This window comes from Sorangium sp. So ce176, assembly GCF_051519835.1.
Lineage (GTDB): Bacteria > Myxococcota_A > Polyangia > Polyangiales > Polyangiaceae > Sorangium > Sorangium cellulosum_G.
The window spans coordinates 5487461-5502412 of the sequence record NZ_CP150371.1; the positions used below are offsets into that span (position 1 = coordinate 5487461).

The window sequence follows — 14952 nt, forward strand, 5'->3', positions numbered from 1 at the left end:
GCGAGCTCGGCCCTTCTGTCTCGGCGTTCGTGAAGGCCGCGCCGCCGGCGGCGGCGCGCCTCGACCTCAGCCCTTCGAGCTCTTCGGCCCGAGCGGGCCCCCGTCGCCCGGCATGCGCGCGTAGACGCCGGGGTGCGAGGCCGCGAGCCACTGGTTCACGTGGCTCATCACGTGCGGGCGCTCGGTCCGGAGCTGCAGGTAGCGCTGGCCGCGCGGGACGAGCACCTGGTCGGTCACGTTGCCGCCGAACTGCTCCGCGAGCACGCGCACGACCGGCTCCACGTCGAAGAACTTGCAGCTGAAGAGATCGAAGAACGCCTCTTCGCTGTCGGGGAAGATGTGCAGCGTGATGTGCGACTCCGCGATCATCACCATGGCGCTGATCACCGGGGTCCCATCGCGCGTCGCCGTCTTCACCACGAAGGGGCGCATGATCGGGGTCATCCCGATCTTCGCGGGCAGGCTGTCGAAGATGTCGAAGAGCGTGTCGAGCGAGGTCGGCCCGCGGTACGGGCTGAACTGCAGGAAGAGGTGAGGGCCGAAGTCGGCGTCCGGGCTCACCACCTCGTGCCCCCTGCGCTCCTGCAGGTCGCCCCCCTCGCCGCGATCGACCGTCTGCGTGAACACGCTGCGGCACGGCAGCGTCGTCTGGAGCATCATCTGGACGCGCTGCGAATCGAACGCCCCCGGGTACACGAGATCGGCGAAGAAGCACTCGCGGAAGCTGAAGGTGTGGATGGTGAGATGGCCGCCGAGCAGCAGCACGAAGGCGCTGATGCCGCAGTCCTCGGCCACCACGCCGTTGTAGTAGGGGAGGATGAACGGAGGCATCACCGGCTTCAGCCGGAGCACGCCGGGCACCTCCTCCAGAAGCTCTTGAGCCAGCTTCACGTCATCAAAACGGCTCCGGAAGCCGTGAAAGCCGTCCATCGTGAAATGGGTGAGGTTCTTGCGCGCCTTGTGCATGTTGCCCCTTCGTCGACGAGTTGAGCGATGCTACTCCACGAAGCGCGGGCGCGATCGGATTAATTTGGCGAGCTGCCTTTCCTCCAGCGCGCGCATGTGCGCCGCCCGATGATCAGGTGGGGAAGCCGGAGACAAGCATGCTTGTCGTGCGCCCGGCGCGCGATCCGCCGCAGCTTCCGGCGCGCCGGGTGGGATGAGCTCGCCGGGGCGGCGCGCGGCTGCCACGGCCGCGCTCGACTGCCCACACGCGCGACGACGGGCCGCCGCTCCGGAGCGCTGGAGTGGGTCCGCATGTGGGCCACGTCGCCTGGCGAGGCCGCGGCTGTCCCTCTCGTGGCCGCCGTCAGCCGGCCCCTCACGACGGGCGCCTCGGACACCACGAGCGCCGCGAGGCGCCCGCCGGCGAGGCCCGCGGGAGGCCGAGTGACGATCGCCTTCAAAAAATGTGTTTCATTTGTCCTCGACAATCGCCCTCGGGCAGCGGGGCTTCGCCGCGCATGTCGGGTAGCCGGCGCGCCCCCGGATCACGCGATGCGACAAAAGGGCTGGTTCCTGGCGCGAGATACAGTCTCTCGTCCGGGGTGCCGGCTCACTGAAACCGTTCACCAGGACGGCCTGGACGCTCTCGGGGTCGCAGGAACGCCGGCCGACGAGATCCACCCGCCGTGGATCGGGCGTCGGGGTGCGATAAAAAGTGAAGCAGCGGTGTCATCCGTCGTCGCCCGGACGCCCGGAAGCGTAGAATCGCCGGAGCTATGAGCCGATCACCCTCCGACAAGGACGCGCACAAGAAGGCACCGATGAGCCCCGTGCCGTCGCGAGGGAGCTCGCCGGATCCGAGCCCGCCGCGCAGCAACAGCAGCTGCCTGCCGCCGGCGCCGCACCCGCCGCGCAGCAACAGCAGCTGCCTGCCGCCGGCGCCGCCCTCGAACCGCGGCGGCAGCACGCTCCCGCCCCCGCAGCACGCGCCGGCCCCCGCGCGGGGCAGCCACTTCCCGACCGACGCGCGCCTCCGGCGCGACCGGCCGAGCGGGCCGCTCGCGCCGCTCGTCGGATCTCCGCCGCAGGACGCGCGCGGCTGGCGCGATCGGCCGGGCGCCGCGGCCGTGGCCGCCGCCGCGGCGCGCAGCGGCCTCGCGGCCCAGGATCCGTTCGCCACCTGGGACGCGGAGGCGACGCCCGCCACGCTGCCAACGACCCAGCCGCCCGAGCCGCCGAGCTCGCGCGTGCCGGAGGTGTCGCGCTTCGAGGACACGAGCCGCGGCCACGCGCCGGCCTCGTCGCCGGGCAGGCGCGTGGCCGCCGTCGCCTCGGCCGCCGCGCACCAGCCCGCGCCGGCCGCGCGGCGCGAGCCGCAGCGGCTCCACGAGCCGCACGGCGGCGGGCACGACCCGTACACGCCCATCAACCAGATCCTCGGCTACACGCGCCTGCTCGTCGCGTCGCTGCAGGGCAAGGTCGCGCCGCAGCACATCGAGGACATCCGCAACATCGAGCTCGCCTCGCGCAAGCTGCTCGGCATCGTCCAGGCGATGGAGAACGGGGGCGGCGAGGACGACGCGCCCTCGAGCGTGAAGGTCAGCGTCCCCTCCTCCCCGCACGAGGAGCCGGCGCTCCACGCGGAGCTCGAGGGCGGCGGGCGCGGCGCCATCCTCGTCGTCGACGACAGCCGCGGCAACCGCGACGTGCTCTGCCGGGTGCTGCAGAACAACGGCTTCCGCGCGATCGCGGCCGAGGACGGCCCGCGCGCGCTCGGCCTGGCCGCGCGCGAGCGCTTCGACGCCGTGCTGCTCGACGTGAACATGCCCGGCATCAGCGGCCTCGGCGTGCTCTCCGCGCTGCGGCAGAGCCGGTCGCAGGCGGAGCTGCCCGTGATCATGGTGACCACGCGGGGCGCGAGCGAGGACGTGGTGGAGTCGCTCCGGCTCGGCGCCAACGATCACGTCACGAAGCCGATCGACTTCGACATCCTGCTCGGGCGCCTCGACACGCAGCTCACGCTGAAGCGCTCGCGCGAGCAGCTCTCGCAGCTCGCCGCGGAGCTGTCGATCAAGAGCGAGTTCATCCGCAAGACGTTCGGCCGCTACCTGAGCGACGAGGTCGTGAGCCGCCTGCTCTCCTCGCCCGAGGCCCAGCTCCTCGGCGGCGAGGAGCGCGAGGTGACGATCATGATGACGGACCTCCGGAGCTTCACCACGATGACCGAGAACATGCCGCCCGAGGTCGTCATGCGGCTCCTGAACGGCTATCTCGGCGAGATGGCGCGCATCATCATCGCGCGCGGCGGCACGATCATCGAGTTCATCGGGGACGCGATCCTCGCGCTCTTCGGCGCGCCGTTCTCGACCGGCGACGACGCGCGCCGCGCGGTCGCCTGCGCGATCGAGATGCAGCTCGCGATGGACGCGGTGAACGACAGGAACTGCGCGGAGGGCCTGCCGACGCTGCAGATGGGCATCGCGCTCAACACCGGCCCGGTCGTCGTGGGCAACATCGGCTCCGAGGCGCGCACGAAATACGGCGTCGTCGGCGCCCAGGTCAACCTGACGTCGCGCATCGAGTCGTGCACGGTGGGCCGCCAGATCCTCATCGCGGACGGCACGCGCCGCGCCGCCGGCACGGGCCTCCTGCTCGGCCAGAGCCACGCGCTGTCCGTCAAGGGGTTCTCGACGCGCGTGCTGGTCCACGAGGTGCTCGGCCTCGACAACCCCGAGCGGCTCTACCTGCCCGAGCGGCGCGTCGAGATCCTGCCGCTCTCGTCGCCGCTGCCGGTCGTGTGCGCGCGCCTCGCCGGCAAGCGCGTGGAGGGCGAGCCGCAGTCCGCCTACATCCTCGGGCTCTCGCCCTTCGGCGCCGTGCTGCGCTTACACCCCCGCCCCGCGCCCTTCACCAACCTCCAGCTCCACCCGTCCGTCGCGCTCGCGGAGCAGCTCGGCGGCGAGCTGCACGCGAAGGTGATCGAGCTCGACCCGCGCGCCGACGACGTGGTGCGCATCCACTTCACGTCCTCGCCGCCCGGGCTCGCGGCCCTCGTGCAGGAGCTCCACCGCGCCGAGGCGTAGCGGCGCCGCGGGCGCCTGTCCTGGCTGCGCCCCGCTAGGACGGGGGCCCTCGCAGGGAGCCAGCCCTCGTGCTCGGCGGCCCTGCCCGGTCGCCGGCGCGGCGACATCGCAGCTCGACCGGGCGGCAAGACAGGATTAAGCACCTCACATGCCCGTGCCCCCGAGTCCGCGCATCGCGAGCACGCTGACCAGGAGGCGCTCCGCTCCGGTGCGGTACGGCGCGGCCGTGCTGATCGCGGTCTTCGCCCTCACGCTGAAGTTCGTGGCCCGCTCGCTGCTGGGAGACCAGGCGCCGTTCCTTATTTACTTTCCAGCGGTCGTGGCGAGCGCCTGGTTCGGGGGCCTCGGCGCCGGGCTCATCACGACGGCGATCTGCGGCTTCATGGTGTGGTTTTTCTTCTTCATTCCTTATCAATCGTTCGCGCCCCCCCCGATTCACAGCGCCGTACAGCTCAGCACGTTCATCGTAACGGCGGTGATGAGCTCGCTGATGGCCGAGAACCTGCACAGGACGAGGCGGCTCGCCGCGCGAAGCGCGGAGCGGCTGCGGATCGCTCAGGATCACTCGCTCGACGGGTTCGTCACGCTCTGGGCCGTCCGGGACGCGCAGGGCGGCATCGTGGACTTCCGGTGGGAGTACGTGAACCCCGCCGCGGCGAGCATGCTGGAGTGCGCCCCGGAGCGCCTGGTGGGCCGGGGTCTTCTCCAGATGCTGCCGGGCGAGCAGACAAGACACGACCTCTTCGCGCGGTGCGCGCGCGTTGTCGAGACGGGCGATCCCGTGGACGTCGAGCTGCCCTGGGGCGAGGGGGAGCGCCGCCGCTGGTTCCGGATCATGGTCGTGCAGCTCCATGACGGGATCGCCGTCCACTTCAGCGACATCACGGCGCGCAAGCGGGCGGAAGAGGAGCGCGCGGCGCTCTTCGCGAGCGAGCGCCGCGCGCGCGCCGAGGCGGAGGAGGCCAATCGGCTGAAGGACGAGTTCCTGGCGACGGTCTCCCACGAGCTGCGGACGCCGCTCAACGCGATCCTCGGCTGGTCGCACCTGCTCCTGGCGAAGGACGCCGCGCCCGAGCAGAAGGCGCGCGGGCTGCAGGCCATCGAGCGGAGCGCCCGGTCTCAGGCGCGGCTCATCGAGGATATCCTCGACGTGTCCAGGATCATCGCCGGCACTGTGCGGCTCGACAGGCACCTCCTCGACCCCGGCGCGGTCATCGGGGCTGCTGTCGAGTCCCTGCGCCCTGCAGCCGACGCGAAGGGGGTGGCGCTCGATCTCGCCGTCGAGGCGCGGGACGCCCGGATCCTGGGCGACACAACGCGTCTCCAGCAGGTGTGCTGGAACCTCGTCTCCAACGCCATCAAGTTCACGCCCGCGGGCGGGGCGGTGCGCGTCTCGGTCGCGCAGCGAGGCGCGGATCTCCGCATCGAGGTCAGCGACACGGGGCAAGGCATCCGCCCCGATTTCCTGCCGTTCGTCTTCGAGCGGTTCAGCCAGGCCGACAGCTCCACGACGCGCCGCCACGGCGGTCTCGGCCTCGGGCTCGCCATCGTCCGCCACCTGGTCGAGCTGCACGGCGGGACGATCTCGGCCCGCAGCGAGGGGGAGGGGCGAGGCGCGACGTTCGCTGTCGTGCTGCCCGTCGCCGGCCCCGCGCAGGCGGTGAGCGACGGCCTCGCCCGGTCGCGCGACAGCGCGGCCCCCGAGGGCGCGCCGCCGGGGGCACCCGGGCGGCGCGTCGACGGGCTCCGCGTCCTCGTCGTCGACGACGAGGACGACGCCGGCGAGATCGCCGGCGCCATGCTCCGGGAGCTGGGCGTCGAGCCGCGGGTGGTGCGATCGGTAGAGGAGGCGCTCCGGGCGCTCGTCGAGTTCCGGCCCGACATCCTCATCTCGGATCTCGGGATGCCCCACGAGGACGGCTTCTCCCTGATGCGCAAGGTGCGCGCGCTCGCGCCGGACGCGGGCGGCGCCATCCCGGCCATCGCGATCACGGCCTACGCGCGGCGCGAGGATCGCCAGCGGGCGCTCGCGTCCGGCTTCCAGGTGTACCTCACGAAGCCCGTCGTCGCCGCCGAGCTCTCCGAGGTCGTGAGCAGCCTGGCCGCGGAGTTGCCGACGAGCCCCGCCCGCGCGCGCGCTGCTGCGCCGTGAGGCGCCGAGCCGCCGTGTTGCCCTGCACGAGGGCCTCTGGAGACAAGCGGCCCCATCCGCGTTGCCGGATTTTTTCGGCGCGAGCGCTGTTCACCAGCATACACGGCGTGGAGGAAGTATATTGGCGCCATGTTGCATGCCTTCCTCACCTCGAGCACCGAGGAGATCATCCGCCGCGCCCGGTCGAAGGTCGCCGCGCGAACGACCCCGGTGCCGACCGAGGCCGAGCTGAAGAACGGCGTGCCCCTCCTCCTGGGTCAGCTCATCGACCGGCTGCGCCTCGCCACGCTCGACAGCGGAGCGATCGAGGCGAGCGCAGCCGTACACGGCGGCGAGCTGCTCGCGATGGGCTTCACCGTGAGCCAGGTCATCCACGGCTACGGAGACGTCTGCCAGGTCGTCACGGAGCTGGCCAGCGAGAGGGATGTGCCGATCACCGCAGACGAGTTCAACACGTTCAACCGCTGCCTCGATGACGCCATCGCCGGCGCGGTCACCGAGTACGAGCGCCAGCGCGACGCGTCGATCGCCTACGAGGGCGCGGAGCGCCTGGGCGTCCTCGCGCACGAGCTGCGCAACCGGCTCTCCGTCGCGATGCTCTCGTTCACCATGCTCCAGGCGGGGACGGTCGGCACCAGCGGGAGCACCGGCGCCATGCTCGGCCGCAGCCTGCGGGCGCTTCGCGACCTCATCAACAACTCGCTCGCCGGCGTGCGCCTCGAATCCGGACTCGGGCAGCGCCAGCGCGTCTCGGTGTCCGAGATCGTCGGGGAGGCTGTGGTCGAGGCTGCCCTGGGAGCAGGCGTCGGCGGCATCTCGCTGACCGCCCCCCCTGTCGCAGAGGGCGTCTACGTGCACGCTGATCCGCAGCTCCTCCTGGCCGCGCTCGGCAATCTGCTCCAGAACGCGTTCAAGTTCAGCCGCCCTCACGGCCACATATCGCTTCGGACGACCGCGACCGCCGAGCGCGTCCTGATCGAGGTCGAGGACGAGTGCGGCGGCCTGCCGCCGGGCAAGTGCGAGGATCTGTTTCGCCCCTTCGAGCAGCGGAGCGCCAATCGAACCGGCCTGGGGCTCGGGCTCTCCATCTGCCGCAAGGGCGTCGAGGCCATGGGCGGAAAGATCGGCGTGCGTGATCTGCCGGGCAAGGGGTGCGTCTTCTCCATCGAGCTGCCGAGGCTGCCGGCGGCGTGAGGCGCTGGCCGCGCGCGGCGCACCCGACTCACGCCATCGCGCGCACCACCTCGCGAACACCTCCCTCGCGCGAGAGCCGCGCGATGTGCGAGAACACCTTGCGCAGCGTTCTTCCCCACGTGTCGGTCTTGTAATTGACGCCATACCGCTCACAGATGGCCCGTACCTCGGGGGCGATCTCGCGCAAGCGCGACGGGGGCAGCGTCGGGAAGAGATGATGCTCGATCTGCCGGTCCAGGCCGCCGCATAGAATCGACACCGGCAGGCTCACTTCGAAGTCGTTCGTGGCTTCGACCTGCATGGCGTACCACTCGCCGCGCCCGTGCGCGCGTGTTCCTGCCGGCCAGCTCTTCACGTCGCCCCCAACGTGGCCGCAGAAGATCGTGGCTGCCGAGTAGACGTCGCGCATCGTCTCGGCGAGCCAGTTGCCGAGCAGCACCTTTCCGAAGAACGGTCCTGCGAGCGCGGGGTAGAAGAAATAGTTCTTGGCATAATATGGCACGTACTTGCGAAGCGCGTGCTTCCATGCGCCACGCACGCTCTCCTTCGATCGGTCGGGCAGAAAGTCGAGCTTCTCGGGCCGGCCATTGTCGAAGAAGACATCGTTCAATCCGGCGACATGTGAGCCGATGACGAAGAGAAAGTTCGGGAATATCCACGCCAATGTGAAGGGGACAGCCCAGCGGTTCCACCGAGAATACGGCGTCTGTTCGGTGAGGCGCACCGGGCCGAAGTGGATGTCCGGATCCTTCGCGGCGACGTTGGTATTTCCGTGATGGCGCACGTTGTGACCGCGTCGCCACGATTCTTCGTCGACGGGCGTGTCCCACCGGAACGTCTTGGACGTGAACTTCTCGGCGCCGGGCAGTCTATCCCACGCGCCGTGGAGCGCGCTGTGACCGATCTCCGTCGCCTGGAGCTGCTTGTTGACCCAGAGCGCGCCGACGCCGAGGAAGAACGAGACCGGCTCCAGGCTGACATGGATGAGCACGCGCCCGGCGAGCTCCATCCTGCGCGCGAAGTGATCAAGCCGTCGAACGTAGGCGACGTCGTCACTGCCCATCCGCGCGAAGGTGCGCTGCTTGAGCGCGTCGAGCTCCTCGCCGAAGAGGCGATAGCGTTCGGCGTCGGGGAGCGACTCAGGGTCGAGCCGTGGGCACACGGATTTGCCTGATCTGAGTGAATCGGTGCGCATGATCTCCTCCTCGATGACGCGTGGCCTGTGACAGGCAACGGCTGCGCCGCACGCGATGGCCGCGCCCGCCTCCTCTCCTGTCGTTGATCCCTTGTTGATGCACAGCGTATACTCTATCTATTTGATCGCTCAAGGTTCGATCCGCGCCTCTCGGCGCCGCTTCTGAGCCCACCCCGTTACCCATCGTGCACCGACCTCGGCCCACCCGCGCTGCTGCAGCGCGGACGATCGATCCCCCTCGTATTCAGCAAGATGCGGTCCAACCCCCGCCGGAAGCGGCGGCGCCCGCTCGCGAGGGGTGAATTCAGCCGGATCGCGATCATGCTCCGAGAGCAACGCGGATCCGGCCAGGCGCGCGCTTCACGGCCACCGAGACACATTGTCCCGCTGCGCAGGGCAGAACGGGGCTCGCCGGTGCCTGGCTCCGCAGCGTCCACGAAGAATCGCGGCGAACACGCGTCTCGCTGGATGTTAACAGAATGTACCAGCGCAACGATTGCCACGCCATCAACGCCACGTCGCGATGGCACCGACGGAAACACGTTCAGCGGGCGCGCCCTGGGGTGGAGCGCCTCGATCGATCGCTATCCAGACGTCGCGTATGTTCCGGGCGCGCCCCGCCCCTCGCGCGGGAGGAGCGCCGCGACGCGCACGCGGACCTCCTCACGGATCTCGCGGGCGCGCATGGACCGACGTGGCTGCGCACGGTCGCGGTCGCGCGCGACCGCGCCGACGAAAAGCGCGCCCTGTTGCCCAGGACGAGGGCCTCGCCTACGCTCCGCCGTCGCTGCGCACCACGATTCCTTCACGCGGCCACACGCACCGAGGTAGCTGACGCACATGCCTTCTCATACAGTCGCGGGCCCTGCGGGCGCGCTCCACATCGTCGATCATCCGGCCGCGGGCGATGGAACCGCGGGCGAGGCGCTGCCGCTCGTGCTCGTGCACGGGATGGTCGGCCACGTCGGCTTCTGGGAGGCGCCGCTGGCGCACCTCGCGGGCAGGCGCCGCGCCCTCGCCATCGATCTGAGGGGCCACGGCGCGTCCGAGGCCCCGCCCGACGCGGACTACTCGCCCGACGCGTGCGCGGCCGACGTGCTCGCGGTGCTCGACGCCCTGGGCCTTCCGCGCGTGGCGCTCGTCGGCCACAGCTTCGGCACGCTCGTGGCCATCGCCGCCGCGGCCGGCCATCCGGATCGCGTCGCGCGGCTCGTGCTCGTGGACCCGCCCGGCGACTTCACGCAGCTCCCGGCGGAGATCCGCGAGCAGCAGCTCTCGCCCCTGAAGGCCGCGTTCGAGACGGACGACTGGCGCAGCGCCACCCGCGCGGGGTTCGACGGGGCGCTCGTGGGCAGCGCGCCGGCGACGCGCGACGTGGTGCTGGGCCGCCTCGCCGTCACGCCGCGCGACCGGCTGCTCGGCATGTACCGCAGCATGATCGACTTCCCCGCCGTGGACACGCTGGACCGCTACCTCGCCGCCCCGGGCTCCCGCGCCCACGCCATCATCGCCCCCTCGAACGCGCGGCCGTTCAGCCTGCACGTGCTGAGGCCCGCGCTGGAGGCCGCCGTGCTGCGAGGGACCGGCCACTGGCTGATGATGGACGCACCGGACCGGTTCACCGAGCAGCTCGAGGCCTGGCTCACCGCCGCGTGACGCAGCCCGGCCGGTCGATCGCCTGAGCTCCTTTGCGACGGGGCGCGCCCGGCCCACACTGCGGCCATGCGCGACGACGACACCGCTCGCCTCACCGCGAGGACCGTAAGTCACTACGACGATCACGCCCTGTCGTTCTGGGAGGGCACCCGGGATCACGACGTCTCACAGAACCGCGCCGCCCTGCTCGCGGCGCTGGAGGGACCGGGCCCGTTCACGATCCTCGATCTCGGCTGCGGCCCTGGGCGCGACCTCGCCGCGTTCCGCGCCGAGGGGCACGTCCCCGTCGGGCTCGACGGGTCCGCGCGGTTCGTCGAGATGGCGCGGCGGCACGCGGGCTGCGAGGTGCTCCACCAGGACTTCCTGCGCCTCGATCTCGGGGCCGAGCGCTTCGACGGGATCTTCGCCAACGCGTCGCTGTTCCACGTGCCGAGCGCCGAGCTGCCGCGCGTGCTCCGCGAGCTCCACGCCGCGCTCCGCCCGCGCGGCGTCCTCTTCAGCTCCAACCCGCGCGGCGACGACCGGGAGGGGTGGTCCGGCGACCGGTACGCCTGTACCTGGTCGCTCGAGCGCTGGCGCGACCACGTGACGACCGCAGGGTTCGAGGAGATCGAGCACTACTACCGGCCCGCAGGCCTGCCGCGCGCGCAGCAGCCGTGGCTGGCGACTGTGTGGCGCAAGCGCTGATCGCCCGGCCGGTGGCCCAGGGCGCAGCAGGCGACACGGCCCTTCGCGAACCGCTCGACTTCCGGACAAGGCACCTGCGCCCTGCAGACCGGGCTCGTGGTCCTCTCCGCCGCCGGGCTTTTGACGGGGCTCATGGTTTCCGTTCTGTTGCGACTCGGAGGTCTGATTCCCCTCGACGGTGGGGTCCCAGCGCCAGGCGTCCGGCCCCATGGTGGAGACATGAGGCAGAAGCCCAGACGCCTGCATGGCAATGCCCGCGCGCGCGCGGGAAGCAAGAATCGGCCGAATATTCTGATCATCATGGGAGACGACATCGGCTGGTTCAACCTGAGCGCGTACAACCGAGGGATGATGGGCTACGAGACGCCCCACATCGACCGTATCGCGCGAGAAGGGGTCCTCTTCACCGACTATTACGGACAGCAAAGCTGCACGGCCGGGCGCGCCGCGCTCATGACGGGCCAGACGCCGCTCCGGACCGGCCTCACCAAGATCGGGATCCCGGGCGCGAAGCGAGGCATCAGCGACAAAGATCCCACCATCGCCGAGATCCTCCAGCAGCTCGGCTACACCACCGGGCAGTTCGGCAAGAACCATTTCGGTGATCGGGACGAGCACCTGCCCACGATGCACGGGTTCGACGAGTTCTTCGGCAACCTCTACCACCTCAACGCCGAGGAGGAGCCCGAGAACCCGGATTACCCCCAGGACCCGAAGTTCCGCGCGAAATTCGGGCCGCGGGGCGTGCTCCACGCCTGGGCTGATGGTCAGGGCGGGCAGCGGATCGAGGACACGGGCCCGCTCACCAGGAAACGCATGGAGACAATCGACGAGGAGATCCTCGCCGCTGCCGTGGACTTCATCGAGCGGGCGCAGAGGTCCGAGGGTCCCTTCTTCGTCTGGTTCAACAGCACGCGCATGCACATATGGACCCACCTCAAGGCGGAGTCGCAGGGCAAGACCGGGCTCGGCATCTACGCCGACGGCATGGTCGAGCACGACGGGCACGTCGGCAGCCTGCTGCGCAAGCTCGACGATCTCGGCCTCTCCGAGGACACCCTCGTCATCTACACGACCGACAACGGCGCCGAGGCGTTCACCTGGCCCGACGGCGGTACCACGCCGTTCCGGGGCGAGAAGAACACCCAGTACGAGGGGGCCTATCGCGTGCCTTGCCTCGTCCGCTGGCCCGGCGTGATCTCCCCCGGTCAGGTCAACACCTCGCTCATCGCGTCCGAGGACTGGTTCCCCACGCTGGCGGCGGCGGCGGGGCTCTGCGACGTGAAGCAGCGGCTGCTCGAGGGGTGCCGCGCCGGCGACAGGACGTTCAAGGTCCACCTCGACGGCCACGATCAGCTGGCGCTGCTCTCCGGCCAAGGCCCGAGCGCGCGGCGCGCGTTCTTCTACGTGAACGACGAGGGGCAGCTCGTCGCCCTCCGCTACGATCGCTGGAAGATCGTCTTTGCCGAGCAGCGCGCCAGCGGGTTGGGTGTCTGGCAGGAGCCGTTCGTCCCGCTCCGGCTGCCCAAGCTCGTCGACCTCCGGGCCGATCCCTTCGAGAGGGCCGAGTTGGGCAGCATCTTGTACGACAAGTGGCGCATCGATCACGCCTTCGTGATCGCGCCGGCCATCGAGCTCGCGCAGCAATTCATCGCTTCGTTCCAGGAGTTCCCTCCCCGGCACAAGCCGGAGACATGGAACCTGGACACCATCCTCCAGCGCATGGAACGGATGTCGGATTGAGCGGCCGCTCAGCCTCGTCGTCGTTCGTCTGCCCGGCTGGCAGGCGACCGCGACCATCGCGCTCTCTTCCCGGCCCGTCTCTTCCCGGCGCTGACGGGCAGGGTGCTCGATGCGGGCGACGTCCGCGGTCAGTGCGCCCTGATCGCCTGCGGGCGTCCGGCGGGCAGGCGAACGGCGGACGAGCGGGCGGCAGGTCCGCGCGCCACCACCGGGGCCAGGGCGACGATCACGAGGACGAGCGCCACGACGACGGCGAGCCCGCCCCGCAGGGTGAAGCGGTCGGCGAGCAGGCCGATGAGCGGCGGCCCCACGAGGAAGCCGCCATAGGACAGGGTGGCGAGCGTCGACAGGGCCTTTCCGGGCGCCACGTCGGGCGCGCTCGCCCCGGCGCGGAAGACGAGCGGCACGACGACGGAAAGGCCGGCGCCCACGCACCCGAAGCCCAGCAGCAGGGCGATCGGGACGTTGACGACGAGCGCCGCGCCGAGCCCGCCCGCGACGAGGAGCGCCGCCGCGCGCACGAGCCGCCCGGCGCCGAAGCGCTGCGTGAGCCCGTCCCCGGAGAACCGCCCGACGAGCATCGCCAGCGAGAAGACGGCGTAGCCGGTCGCGGCCACGGCCGCGGTTGTGTGGAGCTCGTCGCGGAGGTAGACGGCCGACCAGTTGGCCATGGCGCCCTCGCCAACGGACGAGCAGAACGCGATGAGGCCGAGCAGGAGGAGCCGGGTCGAGGGGCTCCCCCCGGAGGCGCCCGCGCCCGCGGCGACAGCGGGCTCGGGGCGCGCGTCGGCCGTGAGCGCCCCGCCGGCGTCGAGGACGGTCACGGCGAGGAACGCGGCGACCGCGAGGAGGTGCACCGCGGGCGACACCGCCCGGTCGGCCGCGAGCGCTCCGAGCGCCGCGCCGATCAGCCCGCCGAGGCTGAACATGCCGTGAAACGAGGCGAGGATCGGGCGGCCGTGGCGCCGCTCGACCTCGACGGCCTGCGCGTTCATGGCGACGTCCATGAGGCCGTTGCTGGCGCCGAGCAGCAGGAGGGCCGCGACGAGCGCGGCGAACGACGGCGCGAGCGCGGGCAGGGGCAGCGCCGCGCACAGGAGCATGGCCGAGACGCGGGTGACGCGCCGGCTCCCGACGCAGGCGATGAGCGGCCCGGCGGCGCGGAAGGCGAGGATCGCGCCGACCGCCACGCCGAGCAGGGCCATGCCGAGCTCGCCGTCGCGCAGCCCGAGCCGCTCGCGCACAGCGGGGACCCGCGCGGCCCAGGAAGCGAAGGCGATGCCGTTCGCCACGAACATGATCGAGACGGCGCGCCGGGCGCGCGCCGTGGAGAGAGCAGAGGGCTCCTCCGAACTTTCGTGCATTATCGTGAACATCAGGGAAGAATCATGCAGCCGGTCGCGGCCGGCGCAAGCAGCTTCGTGCACAAACAGGAACAATCGTGCAAAACCAAGCAGACAGCTCGGGCCTGATGGTGGCCGAAAGGCGCCGGGAAATTCTCGCGGTGCTGGAACGTGATGGGAAGGTTGTCGCGGCGGAGCTGAGCCGCGCGTTCGGCGTCTCGGAGGACACGATCCGGCGCGACCTGCGCGAGATGGCGAGCGAGGGGCTGCTGCAGCGCGTGCACGGCGGCGGCCTGCCGCTCGCCCGCGTGAACCCGAGCTTCCCCGCGCGGGAGCGGCAGCGGCCGCGCGTGAAGGAGGGGCTCGCGCGGGCCGCGGCCACGTTGATCAAGCCGGGGCAGGTCGTGTTCATCGACAGCGGCACGACCAACGTGGCCGTCGCGCGCCACCTCCCGCGCGATCTCGAGGCCACGATCGTGACCAACAGCCCTCCTGTGGCCGTCGCCCTCTCCGAGCACCCGCGCGTCGAGGTGGTCCTGCTCGGCGGGCGCATGCGCAAGGCCCCGCTGGCCGCCGCCGACGCCGTGACGATCGCGGGCGTGCGCCAGATCCGGGCGGACCTCTGCTACCTCGGCGTGTGCACCCTCGATCCGACGTTCGGGATCACGACAGTGGACCTGGACGAGTCGTACGTGAAGCGGGCCATGGTCGAGGCATCGGCCGAGGTTGTCGCGCTGGCCACCGCGGACAAGCTCGGCACCGCGTCAGCGTACGTCGTCGCCCCGCTGAGCGAGCTGACGTGGCTCTTCACGGAGCGCGGCGTGTCGAAGGAGGTGCTCGCGCCGTACAGGGAGGCGGGCGTCACCGTCACGCAGGACGTCGAGGCGGAGCCTGCCTGAAGCGTCGATCGGCCGGACACGGGGTGACGAGGAGCCGGGCAACGGCAGGCGCAGG

At 71.0% G+C, this 14952-nt stretch carries 10 protein-coding genes; 7 read left to right on the top strand and 3 right to left on the bottom strand.

Annotated features, from left to right (window positions below):
- Nucleotides 1-66: 66 nt before the first annotated feature.
- Nucleotides 67-966: an S-adenosylmethionine decarboxylase gene (locus tag WMF42_RS20550; protein ID WP_061606326.1), complete on the bottom strand. Its 900-nt coding sequence runs from the start codon at nucleotides 964-966 to the stop codon at nucleotides 67-69.
- Between the two features lie 755 nt (nucleotides 967-1721).
- On the opposite strand from WMF42_RS20550, the gene WMF42_RS20555 reads away from it, so the two are divergent.
- From WMF42_RS20555 to WMF42_RS20565, 3 genes are all read left to right on the top strand, one after another.
- A complete protein-coding gene (locus WMF42_RS20555; protein WP_437693720.1) occupies nucleotides 1722-4028 on the top strand; it encodes an adenylate/guanylate cyclase domain-containing protein in 2307 nt (768 codons plus the stop codon).
- A gap of 226 nt (nucleotides 4029-4254) precedes the next feature.
- Nucleotides 4255-6180, top strand: a complete 1926-nt coding sequence (locus WMF42_RS20560) for an ATP-binding response regulator (protein ID WP_437693722.1) — start codon at nucleotides 4255-4257, stop codon at nucleotides 6178-6180.
- Nucleotides 6181-6309: 129 nt separating this feature from the next.
- Nucleotides 6310-7374: a sensor histidine kinase gene (locus WMF42_RS20565; RefSeq protein WP_061607838.1), complete on the top strand. Its 1065-nt coding sequence runs from the start codon at nucleotides 6310-6312 to the stop codon at nucleotides 7372-7374.
- 28 nt (nucleotides 7375-7402) lie between these two features.
- Here the strand turns inward: WMF42_RS20565 and WMF42_RS20570 are convergent, their stop codons facing one another.
- Nucleotides 7403-8569: a fatty acid desaturase family protein gene (locus WMF42_RS20570; RefSeq protein ID WP_081426417.1), complete on the bottom strand. Its 1167-nt coding sequence runs from the start codon at nucleotides 8567-8569 to the stop codon at nucleotides 7403-7405.
- Between the two features lie 840 nt (nucleotides 8570-9409).
- Here WMF42_RS20570 and WMF42_RS20575 point away from each other — a divergent pair.
- From WMF42_RS20575 to WMF42_RS20585, 3 genes are all read left to right on the top strand, one after another.
- On the top strand, nucleotides 9410-10225 hold the full coding sequence (locus WMF42_RS20575) for an alpha/beta fold hydrolase (RefSeq protein WP_437693724.1): 816 nt from the start codon (nucleotides 9410-9412) through the stop codon (nucleotides 10223-10225).
- A gap of 66 nt (nucleotides 10226-10291) precedes the next feature.
- Nucleotides 10292-10912, top strand: a complete 621-nt coding sequence (locus tag WMF42_RS20580) for a class I SAM-dependent DNA methyltransferase (protein ID WP_437693726.1) — start codon at nucleotides 10292-10294, stop codon at nucleotides 10910-10912.
- Between the two features lie 219 nt (nucleotides 10913-11131).
- Nucleotides 11132-12655: an arylsulfatase gene (locus WMF42_RS20585; RefSeq protein WP_437693728.1), complete on the top strand. Its 1524-nt coding sequence runs from the start codon at nucleotides 11132-11134 to the stop codon at nucleotides 12653-12655.
- Between the two features lie 128 nt (nucleotides 12656-12783).
- Here the strand turns inward: WMF42_RS20585 and WMF42_RS20590 are convergent, their stop codons facing one another.
- A complete protein-coding gene (locus WMF42_RS20590; RefSeq protein WP_437693730.1) occupies nucleotides 12784-14019 on the bottom strand; it encodes an MFS transporter in 1236 nt (411 codons plus the stop codon).
- Nucleotides 14020-14126: 107 nt separating this feature from the next.
- Here WMF42_RS20590 and WMF42_RS20595 point away from each other — a divergent pair, with 107 nt between their 5' ends.
- A complete protein-coding gene (locus WMF42_RS20595) occupies nucleotides 14127-14897 on the top strand; it encodes a DeoR/GlpR family DNA-binding transcription regulator (protein WP_437694314.1) in 771 nt (256 codons plus the stop codon).
- Nucleotides 14898-14952 lie beyond the last annotated feature (55 nt).

Excerpts from the sequence above, each read along its gene's own strand:
- WMF42_RS20550 (WP_061606326.1), bottom strand. The coding sequence starts at position 966 with ATGCACAAGGCGCGCAAGAACCTCACCCATTTCACGATGGACGGCTTT.
- WMF42_RS20555 (WP_437693720.1), top strand. The coding sequence starts at position 1,722 with ATGAGCCGATCACCCTCCGACAAGGACGCGCACAAGAAGGCACCGATG.
- WMF42_RS20565 (WP_061607838.1), top strand. The coding sequence starts at position 6,310 with ATGTTGCATGCCTTCCTCACCTCGAGCACCGAGGAGATCATCCGCCGC.
- WMF42_RS20570 (WP_081426417.1), bottom strand. The coding sequence starts at position 8,569 with ATGCGCACCGATTCACTCAGATCAGGCAAATCCGTGTGCCCACGGCTC.
- WMF42_RS20575 (WP_437693724.1), top strand. The coding sequence starts at position 9,410 with ATGCCTTCTCATACAGTCGCGGGCCCTGCGGGCGCGCTCCACATCGTC.
- WMF42_RS20580 (WP_437693726.1), top strand. The coding sequence starts at position 10,292 with ATGCGCGACGACGACACCGCTCGCCTCACCGCGAGGACCGTAAGTCAC.
- WMF42_RS20585 (WP_437693728.1), top strand. The coding sequence starts at position 11,132 with ATGAGGCAGAAGCCCAGACGCCTGCATGGCAATGCCCGCGCGCGCGCG.
- WMF42_RS20590 (WP_437693730.1), bottom strand. The coding sequence starts at position 14,019 with ATGCACGAAAGTTCGGAGGAGCCCTCTGCTCTCTCCACGGCGCGCGCC.
- WMF42_RS20595 (WP_437694314.1), top strand. The coding sequence starts at position 14,127 with ATGGTGGCCGAAAGGCGCCGGGAAATTCTCGCGGTGCTGGAACGTGAT.